Here is a 14,653-nt window from a genome sequence, read left to right as displayed (position 1 = left end):
ATGACCCAGGACCTTGACTCGCTGTACCAGGAGATCATCCTGGACCACTACAAGAACCCGCAGAACGCCGGTCTCCGCGAGCCCTACGAGGCCGAGGTGCACCACGTCAACCCGACCTGCGGTGACGAGATCACCCTCCGCGTGCACCTCTCGGGCACCGGGGAGGCTGCGGTCGTCGAGGACGTCTCCTACGCCGCGGAGGGCTGCTCGATCAGCCAGGCGTCGACGTCGGTGATGACCGAGCTGGTGATCGGCAAACCGGTGTCCGAGGCGATGAGCGTGCTCGAGGACTTCCAGACCCTCATGCAGGGCCGGGGCACCGTCGAGCCCGACGAGGAGGTGCTGGAGGACGGCATCGCCTTCGCGGGCGTCGCCAAGTTCCCGGCGCGTGTGAAGTGCGCGCTACTGTCCTGGATGGCGTGGAAGGACGCGACGTCCCAGGTCCTCGCGAGCGAAACGAAGGAGCAAGCATGACCGACGCCCACACCGACACCAGCGACCTGCCCCAGGTCGACCTCGCCGCCGCCGGGACCACCACGGTCACCGAGGACGACGTCACCGAGGCGATGAAGGACGTCGTCGACCCCGAGCTCGGCATCAACGTGGTCGACCTCGGACTGGTCTACGGCGTGCACGTCGAGGAGGACAACAGCGCGGTCATCGACATGACGCTGACCTCGGCCGCGTGCCCGCTGACCGACGTGATCACCGACCAGACCGAGCAGGCCCTCGAGGGCCTGGTCAACGGCGTGACGATCAACTGGGTCTGGATGCCCCCGTGGGGCCCGGACAAGATCACCGACGACGGCCGCGAGATGCTGCGCGCCCTCGGCTTCAACGTCTGAGGTGGTCTCCCGCACGGTGGTCGTGCCTGCCGAGCGCGTGGTGCGGTGGTTCGACAACTTCGGGGCCCGGCACGGACGACCCGACCTCGCAGTGCACGACGGCCGCCTCGTCGCGACCGCTCCGGACGGAGCGGTCGCCGAGGCGGCCCTCCCGTTCTCCCGGCAGTACGACGCTCAGCCCGACGTCGTGGCGTTCACCGACGCGGTGAGCGCACCGGTGCGCTGGGGGGTCCTCCTGGTGCGCAAGGGCGGCTTCGCCGTCGCCGCCGGGACCGCCGACCGCCCGGAGGTGTCGAAGGTCGGTCAGCGGCACGTGCAGGGCCGGACGAAGGCCGGTGGGCAGAGCCAGCAGCGGTTCGCCCGGCGCCGCGACAACCAGGCGCGGCAGGCCTACGACGCCGCCGCCGACCACGCCCACCGGGTGCTCGTGACCGAGTTCGGGGGAGTGGACGCGCTGGTGTGCGGCGGTGACCGGGCCGCGGTCGACGCGGTGCTCGCCGACCCCCGGCTCGCGCGGCCCGCTGCTCGTCGTACAGACCTCTGGCTGCCGGTGCCCGACCCACGCCGCGCGGTGCTCGACCAGGCGGTGCGCGATGCGCGTGCCGCCCAGGTCAGGGTCACCGAGCCGGGCGACGGCGACGGGTAGTCCGGGGACGCGCCCGTCCGGCAGCGGCGCAAGGTAAAAGGTTGCGGGGAGCTCCCGCCGGCGGTGTCGTTCAGGTCACACACCTCTGCTTTCCGCGTTACGGTCGCGGTTGCTACTGCTCAGTAGCGATCACGAGGGAGGGAAACCTTGAACCTGTTCCACAACCGTTCGCGTCTCGTCGCCGCGAGCATCCCCGGTGTCTTCGCCGCCGGCTCCGTACTCACGCTCGGTGCCGCCCCGGCGGGCGCCGTCGACACCAGCTACACCTGCACGCTGACCACCGGCGCGGTGCCGTTCCCCACCAGCGCGGCGAACCCGCTTCCCAAGACCGTGGTCAAGGGCAGCAAGGTGCCGGTCAAGAAGCTGTCGATGGACGTCACCGTGCCCAACGAGGTCGTCGGTCTGCTCGGTTTCCTCGGGGTCACCAGCCTGTCGGTCGCCGAGCCGACCATGACGGTCGGGCAGATCCCGGTGCCGGTCAACAACCTCGGCGCAGCACTTCCGGCCACCCCGGCGGACCCCTACGTGGTGAAGATGAGCGGCAAGACCAGCAGCTTCACCGCGCCGGACAAGCTCGGCACCTACCCGGTGAAGCTGCCGGAGTCCTTCGGGCTCGTCCCGGCCGCCGGCGAGACGCCGATCGGCACCTTCCCGTGCGCCCCGACCGCCGGTGCGTCGACCAAGGTCGGCACGATGCGGGTCGTCAACGCCTCGAAGATGACCGCGAAGCTGACCAACGCGCCGGTGACCACCGCCGAGCGTGCGCGCGTCGCGGTCGGCGTGGTGACCGAGGGCAAGGCGGCCAAGGGCCAGGTCGTCGCCAAGCAGGGCAAGAAGGTCCTCGCCCGCGGAAAGCTCAACGACAAGGGGCGTGCGCTGCTCCGGCTGCCCAAGCTCGAGCGCGGCCAGCAGAAGGTCGTCGTGCGCTACCTCGGCAACAAGACCACCAACGCGGGCCAGAAGGTCCTGAAGTTCGTGGTCCGGCGCGGCTGAACGCCGGTCCGGTCAGTCGTCGACGCCCCGGGCGACCAGCGCGTCGCCCAGGGCGTCGGCGTGGCGCAGCGACCGGACGATGAGAGGTACGGCGAACGCGCGCGGGCTCGCGGTCAGACCGCGGGCCCGCTGCGCGTCCCGGACCTCCTCGGCCAGGCCGACCACCACGGGCACCGAGCGGATGCCCAGCGCCAGCATCAGCCCGACCCGCTCGGGGTCGACGCCGAACCGCTGCAGGGGGCCGATCGCCGTGACCACGGCGTCGACCATGTCGGTGGTGCGGGTGGTCAGCGTCACCAGCGCGGCGAGCAGCACCAGGAAGGTGATCACGCCGACGAAGACCACCGCGCGCTCCCAGCCGGTCACGACGAGGTGGAACACCGCGACGAAGCCGAGGACCCACACCAGGGGCCGGGCCTGACGCCAGGCGATGCGGAGGCCGAGCCCCGCGAGCCGGTAGCCGGCGAGCACCGCCACGACCGCCACGGCGACCTGCCACGGCCGGTCCAGGAGCACCGATCCCACGCCCGCCAGCAGCATCAGCAGCAGCTTGGTGCCGGCCCGCATCCGGTGCAGGGCCGAGCCGCCGGGGACGTAGAGGCCGAGCGAGCTCACCTCATCAGCTCCCGGTAGAACCTGGTCGCGTCCTCCGGGCTGCCGTCGTGCACGAGTCGGGCCTGGTCGAAGACCAGCACCCGGTCGAAGCCGGCGAGCAGGTCGAGATGGTGGGTGACCAGGAGCACCTGGTGCGGCAAGGAGTGCACGACCGCCGCGACCCGCGCTGCGTTGCGCAGGTCCAGCAGCGTGGTCGGCTCGTCGAGCACCAGGACCTCGGGGTCGGTGACCAGCACCGAGGAGAGCGCCAGCAGCTGCTTCTGGCCACCCGAGAGCAGGTGGGCCGGGTGGTCGGCGTGGCCGGCCAGCCCGTAGGTCTCCAGGGTGGTCCGCACGCGTGTGGCGATCTCGGCCTTGTCCAGTCCCCGGCGGCGCAGCCCGAAGGCGACGTCCTCGGCCACGGTCGGCATCACGATCTGGGCGTCGGGGTCGGTGAAGCAGAAGCCGACCTTGCGGCGGACCTCTCGTCCGTGCCGGGCCGTGTCGAGGCCGCCGACGCGGACGGTCCCCTCTGACGGCAGCACCAGCCCGTTGAGCATCCGCACGAAGGTCGACTTGCCCGACCCGTTGGCGCCGATGACCCCGATCCGCTGCTCGGTGAGCTGCACGGAGACGTCACGCAGCACGGTGCGTCGGCCTGCGCCCTCGCCGTAGCTGTGCGTGACGGCGTCGACCTCGATCACGGGCATCGCTGGACCACCATCGCCACTCCCTGGCCGCCGCCGACCGCGATCGCGGCAAGGCCGTGCCGCCCGCCGTCCTGGCGGACCAGCCGGCTGAAGAGGCGTACGACGAGCACCGCCCCCGACGCGCCCCACGGGTGGCCCAGGGCCAGTGCTCCGCCGTCGGGGCACACCCGGTCCGGGTCGAGGCCGAGCTCGTCGCAACAGGCGAGGACCTGGCCGGCGAACGCCTCGTTGAGCTCGACGGCGTCGATGTCGTCGAGCGTGAGCCCGGCGCGGTCGAGGGCGGAGCGCACCGCGGGCACGATGCCGATGCCGGGCCGGTTCGGGTCCACCCCGGCGGTCGCGGAGCCGAGGATCCGCAGCCCGGGGCGCCCCAGCTGCTCGTGGGTTTCGGCGTCCACGACCGCCACGGCCGCGGCGCCGTCGTTGACGCCGCAGGCGTTCCCGGCGGTCACCGTGCCTCCTGCCCGGAAGGTCGGCCGCAGCCGGCCGAGCCGCTCGACGCTCATACCGGGGCGCGGCCGGTCGTCGCGGCGGAGGCCTGCGGCCGGGACGATCTCGGCGTCGAAGCCGCCGGCCTCCTGCGTGGCGTGCGCACGGGCGTGCGAGGCGGCGGCGTAGCGGTCCTGCCGCTCGCGGGAGACCCCGCGATCCTCGGCGAGCAGGTCGGCGGCGAGGCCCATGTCAGGATCGCCGATCTCTGCCGGTGCGAACGGCGCCCGCTCGTAGCGGACCGGCTCCCGTCCCTCCGCCGGTGGCCAGAACCGCCACGGGGCGGTGGAGGCGGACTCGGTGCCGCCGGCGAGCACCAGCCCGGGCGTCTCGCGGACCAGCGCGCTCGCGGTGACGATCGCCGCCAGCCCGCTGCCGCACTGCCGGTCCACGGTGAGTCCCGGCACGTCGTGGGGGAGACCGGCGGTCAGGGCCGCCACCCGGGCGACGTTGCCACCGGGGCCCATGCAGTTGCCCAGCACCACGTCGGTGACCGGCAGCCCGGGCAGGTCATCGGCGAGCGCGCGGAGCACCGGGGCTGCCAGTGAGGCGGCGTCGACGTCCGCGAGCGACCGTCCCGCGGTGCCGATCGGGGTGCGCAGGGCGCCCACGATGACGGGGGCGTCGGCGGGTGGCTGGAGGCTCATGGCGCGGCCAACGGTACGGCGACGTCCAGGAGCGCCGTCAGCCGGCCGCGGTCGACCTTCCCCGCGACGGTGAGCGGCAGCTCGCCGAGGGCGTACCAGCGCCTGGGTCGTTGGGCAGGCTCGAGGAGCTCGCGGGCCGCCGCGCGCGCCGCGGCCAGGTCGTCGGGGTGGTGCAGGACCCCGCACAGGACCTGCCCCAGGTCGGGGTGCGCCGTGCCCACCACGACCACCGGACTGCGGGTCACGCGCTCCAGGACCGCCTCGACGTCGGCCACCAGCACAGTGGCACCCGCGGTGACCACGGCGTCGCTGCCGCGCCCGTGGACCAGCACCCGGCCTTCGGTCACGTCGCCACGGTCGCCGACGGTCACGAACCCGTCGGCCCCGCGCAGCAGGGGACCGTCGGGACCGTCGTACCGGTGCATGAGGTAGGGGGAGCGCACCCACAGCCGGCCGTCACGGCCCTCCACCTCGACACCGGGGAACGGGGCGAGGTCTTCGGCATGGGTGCCCCAGGCGACGAAGGACAGCTCGGCGGCGCCGTAGTAGTGGCTGACCCGCGCCGTGCCGTGCGCCACCGCCTCGTCGTGCAGCCGCGGGGTCAGCCGGTCTCCGGCGACGAGCAGATGCGTCCCGCGCAGGTCCGTGCCTTGCGCGATCGTCCGGGCCAGGGCGGCCGGGGTGAGCACGGCGTGGGTGGCGGCATCGGGGCTCGGCGTCGGGGTGGCGCCGACGAACGCTGCGTGCACCGCCGCGAAGAGGTTCATCGTCGCGGTGAGTGGTCCGGGTACCCAGAGCCGGGCGCCGGGGCCGAGGTCGAGCAGCCGCGAGACGGTGTCGAAGGAGTCGAACCACGAGGCCGTCGTACGCACCACTGCTCGTGGTGCACCCGACGTGCCCGAGGTGCGTAGGGCGAGGAGCTCGCCGCGTTCGTGGGCGGCGAGCACGGCGCCGACCGGGTCGGCCGACGCCGTGACGTCGACGACGCGCTCAGACAGCCGTCGGCTCCTCGGTGCGCGCGCGGCGGGCGGAAATCAGGCCCGGGTAGGCGGTGTGGACGCCGCGTGCGATGACCGCAGCGAGGACGACCTTGACCAGGTCGCCGGGGATGTAGATCCAGGTGGCCACCGCGGCGGCGGGGACAGAGAGACCCCCGATCGCGGCCATGCCCGCGATGCCACCGACGTACATGACGAGGATGCCGCCGACGATGTTCGCCACGATCCCCCAGCTGAGCCGGTAGGGAGCGCCGCCTCGCTCGGTGAGCCAGCCGGTGACGAAGGCGGCGATCGGCCAGGTGAACAGGAAGCCGGCCGCCGGAGTCACGAACTGGCCGAGCCCACCGCGCCCGCCGGCGAGCAGGGGCAGGCCCAGGGCGACCAGGACGAGGAGCAGGGCCACGGCGGCGAAGCCCTTGCGCCCGCCGAGGATCGCGCCGGCGAGGATGACGCCGAGCGACTGGGCGGTGATCGGGACGCTGAAACCGGGAGGGGTGAAGGCCGGGACGATACCCAGGGCGGCGATGAAGCCGGCGAACACGGCGACCAGTGCCATGTTGCGCGCCGGGCTGGAGGACTGGATGGAGGCCACGGAGGCGCCCTTTCTTCCGGTGGAGGACGCTCCAATCTAGAGGCCGTGCCCGGCCAGGCCCGACGCCGGTCCAGACGACGGACTAGAGGTTGCGCGCGGAGAACGTGTCGCAGGCCTTCAGGCTGCCGGTGTCCCGGCCGGTGCTGAACCAGCGCATCCGCTGCTCCGCCGACCCGTGCGTCCAGGCGTCGGGGTTCACCCGGCCGGAGGTGCGCTGCTGGATCCGGTCGTCACCGACCGCGCGGGCGGCGTCGAGGGCCTCCTCGATGTCGGCCCGCGTGAGGTTCTCGATGAAGACCTCGCCGTAGGCGTCCTCGGCCTCGGTGGCGTACTTCGTCCACATCCCCGCGTAGCAGTCGGCCTGAAGCTCTAGACGTACGGCGTCGCTGCTCGCGCCCTGCTGGGTGCGCACCCGTCCCATGGTGCCGAGCAGGTTCTGGACGTGGTGGCCGTACTCGTGGGCCAGCACGTAGGCCTCGGCGAAGTCCCCGCCCTTGCCGCCGAGCTGGCCCTCGAGCATGTCCTCGAAGAAGGTGGTGTCGAGGTAGACCTGCTGGTCGGGCGGGCAGTAGAACGGCCCGACCTGGGAGGTCGCGCCGCCACAGCCGGTCTGGACGGAGTCGGAGAAGATCACGGTGTCGCCGTACACGTACTGCTGGCCGGTCTGCTGGGGGAGCGCCTCGGACCAGTAGGACTGGATGCTGTTCACGACCGCGACGCGCGCGCAGTCGGGATCGGAGTTGGCGTCGGCCCCGGTGCGGCAGTGTGCCAACGCCTCGCTGTCGGTGGAGACCGGACGGTCGTCGCTGACCGGGCCGGCCGGGAGACCCACCCCGCCGCCGCCTCCGACGTACTGGCTCAGCACGAAGATCAGGATCAGCATCACGATGCCGCCGATCCCGCCACCGACCTTGAGCCCGCCACCACCCCCACCCACGGGGAAGCCGAAGCCGCCGCCACCGCCGCCGCTCCCGCGCCGGTTCTGCACCTGCCCGGTGTCCAGGCGGGCCTTGGGGTTGAAGCGCATCGCGGAGCCTTTCTTCCGTCGGGCAGGGGAGCCCGGGAACGAGCCGAGGCTGCCACCGGTCCGGTGCGGGGGCGTCTCGTAGACTAGACGGGTGAGGTGCGCGACGGACTGAGCCGGACACACCCTCCGTCCTGGCCGTATGTTCCCCGATCCTGCCGAGGTATCCGCACCGCATGCTCACCGCTCACCAGCTCGAGGTCCGCGCCGGCGCACGCCTGCTCATGGAGAACGTGAGCTTCCGCGTCGCGCCGGGCGACAAGATCGGCCTCGTCGGGCGCAACGGCGCCGGCAAGACCACGCTGACCAAGATCCTCGCCGGCGAGGCACTCCCTGCGGCCGGCCGGGTGACCGCATCGGGAAGCGTCGGCTACCTGCCGCAGGACCCCCGCACCGGGGACCCCGAGGTGATCGCCCGGGACCGGATCCTCTCCGCCCGTGGGCTGGACGAGGTGGTACGCCGGCTCCGGGATGCGGAGGCGGACATGGCCTCCGACGATCCTCAGCGCCGCGACAAGGGCATGCGCCGCTACGAGCGCGCCGACGCCGAGCTGCACGCCGGCGGCGGCTACTCCGCGGAGGCCGAGGCGGCCCAGATCGCGGCCAGCCTCGGCATCGAGGACCGGATCCTCAAGCAGCCGCTGCGGACGCTGTCCGGCGGCCAGCGCCGGCGGGTCGAGCTGGCCCGGATCCTGTTCTCCGGCGCGGAGACCCTGCTGCTCGACGAGCCGACCAACCACCTCGACGCCGACTCGATCGTGTGGCTGCGGGACTTCCTCAAGGCGCACAAGGGCGGCCTGATCGTGATCAGCCACGACGTCGCCCTGCTCGAGCACACCGTCAACAAGGTGCTCCACCTCGACGCCAACCGTGGCGAGATCGACGTCTACAACATGGGTTGGAAGGCCTACCTCGAGCAGCGGGAGACCGACGAGCGCCGCCGCAAGCGGGAGCGGATGAACGCCGAACGCAAGGCCAGCACGCTCATGGACCAGGCCAACAAGATGCGCGCCAAGGCGACGAAGGCGCAGGCGGCCCAGTCGATGATGAAGCGGGCCGAGCGGCTGATGGAGGGGATCGAGGCCGAGCGGAAGTCCGACCGGGTCGCCAAGATCAAATTCCCCTCGCCGGCTCCCTGCGGCAAGACCCCGCTCACGGCCGCCGAGCTGTCGAAGTCCTACGGCTCGCTCGAGGTGTTCACCGACGTCGACCTCGCGATCGACAAGGGCAGCCGGGTCGTCATCCTGGGTCTCAACGGTGCCGGGAAGACCACGCTGCTGCGGATCCTCGCCGGGGTCGACCAGCCGGACACCGGCAAGGTCGTGCCGGGTCACGGTTTGAAGCTCGGCTACTACGCGCAGGAGCACGAGACCCTCGACACCGGCCGCACCGTGCTGGAGAACCTGCGCACGGCCGCGCCCCAGCTCACCGACACCGAGGCCCGCAGCGTGCTCGGCTCGTTCCTGTTCAGCGGCGACGACGCCACCAAGCCCGCTGGCGTCCTCTCCGGCGGGGAGAAGACCCGGCTCGCGCTCGCGATCCTGGTCGTCTCCAGCGCCAACGTGCTGCTGCTCGACGAGCCGACCAACAACCTCGACCCGGCCTCGCGCGAGGAGGTGCTGGCCGCGATCCGCGGCTACGAGGGCGCGATCATCCTGGTCACCCACGACGAGGGCGCGGTTCGGGCGCTCGAGCCGGACCGCGTGCTGATCCTGCCCGATGGTGTCGAAGATCTCTGGAACGACGAGTACGCCGACCTCGTGGCGCTCGCCTAGGCTGCGCCCATGACGCACACCGACATCACCCCCGAGGGCCTCGCCGCGGCCGGGCTGCGCCTCGACGTCGAGGGGCCGGTCACGACGATCACCCTGGACCGGCCGAGGACGAAGAACTCCCAGACCCCGGCGACCTGGCTGGCGCTGCGCGAGATCGGCGCGAACCTCGCCCCGGGCACGCGGGTGGTGGTGCTCAAGGGCGCCGGCGACACCTTCTCGTCAGGGCTGGACCGCTCGATGCTGAGCCTGGAGGGCACCGGGACCGAGGCCGGACTGATGACGCTGCTGTCGCTGTCGGACCAGGAGATGTCGGACACGATCGACATCTACCAGCAGGGATTCACCTGGCTGCACCGGCCCGACATCGTCTCGATCGCCGCCGTGCAGGGCCACGCGATCGGTGCGGGCTTCCAGCTCGCTCTCGCCTGCGACCTGCGGGTGGTCGCCGACGACGCGGTGTTCTCGATGCGCGAGCCGGCGCTCGGTCTGGTCCCCGACCTCACGGGAACAAAGCCGCTGGTCGAGCTGGTTGGGTACTCCAGGGCTCTCGAGATCTGCGCCACGGCGCGCAACGTCGGCGCCGCGGAGGCCGAGGAGCTCGGGCTGGCCACCGTGGTCGTCCCCCGGGCCGACCTCGACCAGACCGTGGCCGACCTCGTGGCGGCGGTGAGCGCACCGATGGCCGGCGCGGTGTCGGAGACCAAGGCCCTGCTCCAGAGCGCTCGGGCCCTTGACCTCGACGAGCAGCGCAGGGTCGAGCGCGAGGCCCAGGTGAGGCGGTTCCGCGAGCTGGCCGCCTTGATGCAGCAGCAGTAGCAGCCGCCCGTCACGCGGGCGAGATCGGAGAGTCGTCGCGTGTCGATGCACACGGGTATGGGCCCGGCCTGGCGCAACCTGCGCACGGACCGCAGCGTTGCGCGGCAGAAGCTCGCCCGCCAGACGGTGCGCCGGGTGTTCGGCTTCGCCAAGCCGCACCGTCGGCTGATCGCGTTCTTCGTCGCGCTGGTGGTTGTCGACGCCTCACTCGTCGTGGTCACCCCGCTGCTGATCAAGAAGATCGTCGACGACGGGATCCTGAAGGGCGACAGCGGTCTGGTCACGGTGCTGGCGCTCGCGGTCGCCGGCGTGGCCGTGGTGAACGCCGTACTCGCGCTCTTCCAGGGCTACCTGTCCTCCCGGATCGGGGAGGGCCTGATCTACGACCTGCGGACCCAGGTGTTCGCCCACGTCCAGCGGATGTCGCTCGCGTTCTTCACGCGCACGCAGACCGGCGCCCTGGTCAGCCGACTCAACAACGACGTGATCGGGGCGCAGCGAGCCTTCACCTCGACGCTGTCGAGCACCGTCTCGAACTCCATCAGCGTGGTGGTCGTGGGCATCGCGATGCTCGCGCTGAGCTGGCGGGTGACGCTGCTGACGCTGCTGCTGTTCCCGATCCTGCTGATCGCCTCCCGGTGGGTCGGGGCGAAGCTCTCCGGCCTGACCCGGCAGCAGATGGAGGGCAACGCCGACCTCGGCAACAACATGACCGAGCGCTTCAACGTCGGCGGCGCCCTGCTCCTGAAGCTGTTCGGCCGCCGCGACGAGGAGGACGCCCGGTTCGCGGAGAAGGCCGCCCGGGTGCGTGACCTCGGCGTCCGGATCGCCTTCGTCACCCGGGTGTTCAGCTCCAGCCTGATGCTGATCCCGGCACTGGCGACCGCGCTGGTGTACGGCGTGGGCGGGCACCTCGCGATCGACGGCACGCTGACCGTGGGCACCCTGCTGGCGCTGGCCACGTTGCTGCTGCGGCTGCTCGGCCCGCTGCAGGGGCTCTCCAACGTCCGCGTCGACGTGATGACCGCGCTGGTGAGCTTCGAGCGCGTGTTCGAGGTGCTCGACCTGCCGTCGATGATCCAGGAGCGGCCGAACGCCGTCGTCCTCCCGCGCCAGGCCACCAGCATCGAGTTCGACCACGTCGCCTTCCGCTACCCCCGGGCCGACGAGGTCTCGCTGGCCAGCCTCGAGACCGTCGCCCGCCAGGAGACCCGCGAGCACGGACTGGTGCTCAGGGACGTCACGTTCACAGCACGTCCGGGTCAGATGGTGGCGCTGGTCGGCCCGTCCGGGGCCGGGAAGACCACGATCACCCACCTCGTCGCGAGGCTGTACGACGTCACGGCCGGCGCCGTGCGGGTCGGCGGCCACGACGTCCGGGACGTGACGCTCCAGTCGCTGGAGGACGCGGTCGGCTACGTGACGCAGGACGCGCACATGTTCCACGACACGATCCGGGCCAACCTCCAGTACGCCAAGCCGGAGGCGACCGACGAGGAGATCTGGGACGCGCTCGCGGCGGCGCAGGTGAGCAGCCTCGTCGCCTCGCTGCCCGACGGTCTCGACACCGTCGTGGGGGACCGCGGCTACCGGCTGTCCGGCGGGGAGCGACAGCGGCTCGCGATCGCGCGGCTGCTGCTCAAGGCGCCGGGGATCGTCGTGCTCGACGAGGCGACCGCGCACCTGGACTCCGAGTCCGAGGTGGCGGTGCAGCGCGCGCTCGACCAGGCGCTGGAGGGCCGGACGTCGCTGGTGATCGCGCACCGGCTCTCGACGGTCCGCAACGCCGACCAGATCCTGGTCGTCGACGACGGGCGCATCGTGGCCTCCGGGACCCACGACGAGCTGCTCGCCGAGGGCGGGCTGTACGCCGACCTCTACCGCACGCAGTTCGCCTCGCACGTCTGATCGCCCGGCGTCTGCGACCCGGGTCAGGCTTTGTCCGCCTGCGGCACCGGCTGCCTCCGGTTGCGCAGCCTCCGCCGCTCGTCCCAGACCAGGTACCCGAATCCGAAGATCGCCAGCGCTGCGAAGAACCACCACTGCAGGCCGTAGAAGAAGTGTGGCCCCTCGCCGAGGTCGGGCTGCTCGACCTTCTGCAGCGGCTCGGCGGCGGGCGGGTCCTGCTCGTCGAGCTCGATGAACCCGGAGTACACCGGGAACGGCAGCGTCGCGCCGATCGCCTCGCTCGAGATCGCCCGTGTGGACCGGTCGGCGACCGCTGTCGAGTCGCCGGTGGCGTCGGCGCGCACCCAGCCGGTGACCGACACCTCCCCGGACGGCGCGGCGGGGACGTCGGGCCGGGTGGTGCCGACGTTGCCGGTGGCCAGCCAGCCGCGGTTCACGAGCAGCGCCGTGCCGTCGTCTGTCACCAACGGGGTGACGACGTCGACCCCCGACTGGCCGTCACGGGTCTGGTACCTGACCACGACGGTCTCCTCGTCGACGTACTGCCCGCGGGCGGTGACGTGGCGCCACTCCTCGGTGGGGTCGACCGGCTCGTCGACGCCGAGGACCTGCGAGACCGGCACCGGAGCGGCATCCAGGTTCCGCTCGGTCACCGCGTTGCGCTGCTCGCGCTGGTCCAGACGGTCGAACTGCCACTCGCCGAGCCGGAAGGCGAGATAGGCCAGCACGACCACGGCCGCGAGGAACAGGATCCACCGGCGGCTGAGAAGGAAACGCACGCGGACGACAGTAATGGGGTGACTGCGCTTACACTGGGCCGGGTGAGCAACGGAGGACTCGTCGACACGTTCGGCCGCACCGCGACCGACCTGCGTGTCTCGCTGACTGACCGGTGCAACCTGCGCTGTTCCTACTGCATGCCCGCGGAGGGCCTGGACTGGATGCCGCAGGAGCAGACGCTCACCGACGACGAGGTGGTCCGGCTGATCACCATCGGGGTGGAGCACCTCGGGATCCGCGAGGTCCGGTTCACCGGCGGTGAGCCGCTGATCCGCCGCGGACTCGTCGACATCGTCCGCCGCACTGCGGCGCTGTCTCCGCGTCCCGAGACCTCCCTGACCACCAACGCGCTCGGCCTGGCCCGCACCGCCGAGGCGCTCGCTGCGGCCGGTCTCGACCGCGTCAACGTCAGCCTCGACACGGTCCGCCGCGAGGACTTCCTCGAGATCACCCGCCGCGACCGTCTTCACGACGTGATCGCCGGGCTCGAGGCCGCACAGGCCGCCGGCCTCGGTCCGGTGAAGGTCAACGCCGTGCTTCTGCGCGGCATCAACGACACGCAGGCCCCCGAGCTGCTGCGCTGGTGCATGGAGCGCGGCTACGAGCTGCGGTTCATCGAGCAGATGCCGCTCGACGCCCAGCACGGCTGGCGGCGCGACACCATGGTGACCGCCGACGAGATCTTCACGGCGCTGGAGTCCGAGTTCGTGCTCAAGCCGGTCGACGAGCCGCGCGGCAGCGCCCCCGCGGAGCTGTTCCTCGTCGACGGCGGCCCCTCGACCGTGGGCGTGATCGCGTCCGTGACCCGTCCGTTCTGCGGTGACTGCGACCGGGTCCGGCTCACCTCCGACGGGCAGGTGCGCAACTGCCTGTTCGCCCGCGAGGAGTCCGACCTGCGAGCTGCGCTGCGAGCCGGCGCCAGCGACGAGGAGATCGCGGACCGCTGGCGGGCCGCGATGATCACCAAGCGGCCCGGTCACGGGATCGACGACGTCTCGTTCCTGCAGCCCACGCGGCCGATGTCGGCCATCGGCGGCTGAGCGAAGACCGACGCACTCCGGCTCACTCCGGGGACGCGGGGAGCGGTTCCACGTCGCGCAGGAACGACCGCGCGCCGAGGAAGTCGCTCAGGCTCTGCTTGTGCTCCTCGCACGCCAGCCAGCTCTTCCGGCGGTCCGGGGTGTGGATCTTGGGGTTGTTCCACAGCAGCGACCACTTCGCCGGAGCCGTACACCCTTTGGCGGAGCAGATCAGGTCCATGCACCGACCTTAGCCACGGCCTCGAACGGCCCCGGAATTGGAGGTACCGGACGACCACGGGGGAAGTCGTCCGGTACCACGAGCGCGGCCCGGACGGGGGAGACCGGGCAGCGCGCCGACGATTCTTGCACGCGGTGGACAGCGGTTCCACCGTCGCGCGTCGTGGCGCCGGATCCTGTGGAAAGGTCTGGACCAGCGGGTCCCGGCCGGTCCCGGATCAGGCCGGCGGGCCGAGCTTGGGACGTGTCGGGTTGAACGTGGCGTCCGGGTCGGGGTCCGGGTCGGTGTTGGCGTTCGCGTTGGCGACGATCACGGCCACGTAGGGCAGCAGGAACGAGGCGACGATGAAGACCCACATCAGGAAGGTCCCCGCGAAGACGACCGCGAGCACGAACGACACCGTGCGCACCGCCATCGAGATGATGTAGCGCCGCTGACGGGCGGCCACGTTCTCGCTGCGACTGCGCGTGGCGGTGGTGATCCGGACCGCGCCGGGGTCCTTGCGGAGCATGCGTCCACCGTACGTCGGCGCCGACGTCGCCGCGACGCTCGCCCTGCCTGCTGGACACTACAGTC

Annotated in this window: 17 protein-coding genes; 8 read left to right on the top strand and 9 right to left on the bottom strand. The window is 71.8% G+C overall.

Translation table 11 applies throughout. From position 1 onward, the window contains the following. The 4 genes from sufU (at nt 1) to ACYVIH_RS10415 (ending at nt 2,484) form a co-directional block, all read left to right on the top strand. Nucleotides 1-474, top strand: coding sequence for a Fe-S cluster assembly sulfur transfer protein SufU (sufU, locus tag ACYVIH_RS10430; RefSeq protein WP_460868971.1), 474 nt, complete (start codon nt 1-3; stop codon nt 472-474). Next, nucleotides 471-845, top strand: coding sequence for a metal-sulfur cluster assembly factor (locus ACYVIH_RS10425; RefSeq protein WP_460868969.1), 375 nt, complete (start codon nt 471-473; stop codon nt 843-845). Before sufU ends, ACYVIH_RS10425 begins: the two co-directional genes overlap by 4 nt. A gap of 1 nt (nt 846) precedes the next feature. Next, nucleotides 847-1,491, top strand: coding sequence for an acVLRF1 family peptidyl-tRNA hydrolase (locus tag ACYVIH_RS10420; protein WP_460868967.1), 645 nt, complete (start codon nt 847-849; stop codon nt 1,489-1,491). Between the two features lie 147 nt (nt 1,492-1,638). Continuing rightward, a complete protein-coding gene (locus ACYVIH_RS10415; RefSeq protein WP_460868965.1) occupies nt 1,639-2,484 on the top strand; it encodes a DUF6801 domain-containing protein in 846 nt (281 codons plus the stop codon). Between the two features lie 12 nt (nt 2,485-2,496). On the opposite strand, the gene ACYVIH_RS10410 is transcribed toward ACYVIH_RS10415, so the two are convergent. The 6 genes from ACYVIH_RS10410 to ypfJ all read right to left on the bottom strand — a co-directional run bounded on the left by ACYVIH_RS10410 (nt 2,497) and on the right by ypfJ (nt 7,541). Further along, entirely contained in the window at nt 2,497-3,099 is a 603-nt protein-coding gene (locus ACYVIH_RS10410; RefSeq protein WP_460868963.1) for an energy-coupling factor transporter transmembrane component T family protein, read from the bottom strand. Next, on the bottom strand, nt 3,096-3,788 hold the full coding sequence (locus tag ACYVIH_RS10405) for an energy-coupling factor ABC transporter ATP-binding protein (protein WP_460868961.1): 693 nt from the start codon (nt 3,786-3,788) through the stop codon (nt 3,096-3,098). The genes ACYVIH_RS10410 and ACYVIH_RS10405 overlap by 4 nt, the downstream gene beginning before the upstream one ends. Continuing rightward, nucleotides 3,779-4,924 (bottom strand): thiolase family protein, encoded by a 1,146-nt coding sequence (locus ACYVIH_RS10400; RefSeq protein ID WP_460868959.1) that lies wholly within the window; start codon nt 4,922-4,924, stop codon nt 3,779-3,781. Before ACYVIH_RS10400 ends, ACYVIH_RS10405 begins: the two co-directional genes overlap by 10 nt. After that, nucleotides 4,921-5,796 (bottom strand): class I adenylate-forming enzyme family protein, encoded by an 876-nt coding sequence (locus ACYVIH_RS10395; RefSeq protein WP_460868957.1) that lies wholly within the window; start codon nt 5,794-5,796, stop codon nt 4,921-4,923. The genes ACYVIH_RS10400 and ACYVIH_RS10395 overlap by 4 nt, the downstream gene beginning before the upstream one ends. Nucleotides 5,797-5,914: 118 nt before the next feature. Further along, nucleotides 5,915-6,514: a biotin transporter BioY gene (locus tag ACYVIH_RS10390; RefSeq protein ID WP_460868955.1), complete on the bottom strand. Its 600-nt coding sequence runs from the start codon at nt 6,512-6,514 to the stop codon at nt 5,915-5,917. 82 nt (nt 6,515-6,596) lie between these two features. Then, nucleotides 6,597-7,541, bottom strand: a complete 945-nt coding sequence (gene ypfJ, locus ACYVIH_RS10385) for a KPN_02809 family neutral zinc metallopeptidase (protein ID WP_460868952.1) — start codon at nt 7,539-7,541, stop codon at nt 6,597-6,599. Between the two features lie 173 nt (nt 7,542-7,714). Between ypfJ and abc-f the strand changes: the two genes are divergently transcribed. The 3 genes from abc-f to ACYVIH_RS10370 are packed head-to-tail and all read left to right on the top strand — an operon-like array spanning nt 7,715 to nt 12,037. Then, complete coding sequence (gene abc-f, locus ACYVIH_RS10380; RefSeq protein WP_460868950.1) at nt 7,715-9,313, top strand: ribosomal protection-like ABC-F family protein; 1,599 nt, start codon at nt 7,715-7,717, stop codon at nt 9,311-9,313. A 9-nt stretch (nt 9,314-9,322) separates the two neighbouring features. Continuing rightward, nucleotides 9,323-10,129, top strand: coding sequence for an enoyl-CoA hydratase/isomerase family protein (locus tag ACYVIH_RS10375; RefSeq protein ID WP_460868948.1), 807 nt, complete (start codon nt 9,323-9,325; stop codon nt 10,127-10,129). 45 nt (nt 10,130-10,174) lie between these two features. Continuing rightward, nucleotides 10,175-12,037: an ABC transporter ATP-binding protein gene (locus tag ACYVIH_RS10370; RefSeq protein WP_460869161.1), complete on the top strand. Its 1,863-nt coding sequence runs from the start codon at nt 10,175-10,177 to the stop codon at nt 12,035-12,037. Between the two features lie 23 nt (nt 12,038-12,060). Here the strand turns inward: ACYVIH_RS10370 and ACYVIH_RS10365 are convergent, their stop codons facing one another. Continuing rightward, nucleotides 12,061-12,816: an SURF1 family cytochrome oxidase biogenesis protein gene (locus ACYVIH_RS10365; protein ID WP_460868946.1), complete on the bottom strand. Its 756-nt coding sequence runs from the start codon at nt 12,814-12,816 to the stop codon at nt 12,061-12,063. A 33-nt stretch (nt 12,817-12,849) separates the two neighbouring features. Here ACYVIH_RS10365 and moaA point away from each other — a divergent pair, with 33 nt between their 5' ends. Then, nucleotides 12,850-13,857, top strand: coding sequence for a GTP 3',8-cyclase MoaA (moaA, locus tag ACYVIH_RS10360; protein WP_460869159.1), 1,008 nt, complete (start codon nt 12,850-12,852; stop codon nt 13,855-13,857). A gap of 22 nt (nt 13,858-13,879) precedes the next feature. Here the strand turns inward: moaA and ACYVIH_RS10355 are convergent, their stop codons facing one another. Further along, nucleotides 13,880-14,077 carry an acetone carboxylase gene (locus ACYVIH_RS10355; protein ID WP_460868944.1) on the bottom strand — a complete coding sequence of 66 codons (198 nt, stop codon included), beginning with the start codon at nt 14,075-14,077 and terminating at the stop codon, nt 13,880-13,882. A gap of 217 nt (nt 14,078-14,294) precedes the next feature. Then, nucleotides 14,295-14,588, bottom strand: coding sequence for a DUF3099 domain-containing protein (locus ACYVIH_RS10350; RefSeq protein WP_460868941.1), 294 nt, complete (start codon nt 14,586-14,588; stop codon nt 14,295-14,297). Between the last annotated feature and the right edge of the window lie 65 nt (nt 14,589-14,653).

The sequence above is a fragment of the Nocardioides pakistanensis genome (assembly GCF_054781215.1).
This window is presented reverse-complemented; position numbering and strand designations above follow the sequence as displayed.

What these genes read in the sequence shown, in the direction of transcription:
- sufU (WP_460868971.1), top strand. Translation starts at nt 1, where the DNA reads ATGACCCAGGACCTTGACTCGCTGTACCAGGAGATCATCCTGGACCAC.
- ACYVIH_RS10425 (WP_460868969.1), top strand. Translation starts at nt 471, where the DNA reads ATGACCGACGCCCACACCGACACCAGCGACCTGCCCCAGGTCGACCTC.
- ACYVIH_RS10405 (WP_460868961.1), bottom strand. Translation starts at nt 3,788, where the DNA reads ATGCCCGTGATCGAGGTCGACGCCGTCACGCACAGCTACGGCGAGGGC.
- ACYVIH_RS10400 (WP_460868959.1), bottom strand. Translation starts at nt 4,924, where the DNA reads ATGAGCCTCCAGCCACCCGCCGACGCCCCCGTCATCGTGGGCGCCCTG.
- ypfJ (WP_460868952.1), bottom strand. Translation starts at nt 7,541, where the DNA reads ATGCGCTTCAACCCCAAGGCCCGCCTGGACACCGGGCAGGTGCAGAAC.
- abc-f (WP_460868950.1), top strand. Translation starts at nt 7,715, where the DNA reads ATGCTCACCGCTCACCAGCTCGAGGTCCGCGCCGGCGCACGCCTGCTC.
- ACYVIH_RS10375 (WP_460868948.1), top strand. Translation starts at nt 9,323, where the DNA reads ATGACGCACACCGACATCACCCCCGAGGGCCTCGCCGCGGCCGGGCTG.
- ACYVIH_RS10370 (WP_460869161.1), top strand. Translation starts at nt 10,175, where the DNA reads ATGCACACGGGTATGGGCCCGGCCTGGCGCAACCTGCGCACGGACCGC.
- ACYVIH_RS10355 (WP_460868944.1), bottom strand. Translation starts at nt 14,077, where the DNA reads ATGGACCTGATCTGCTCCGCCAAAGGGTGTACGGCTCCGGCGAAGTGG.
- ACYVIH_RS10350 (WP_460868941.1), bottom strand. Translation starts at nt 14,588, where the DNA reads ATGCTCCGCAAGGACCCCGGCGCGGTCCGGATCACCACCGCCACGCGC.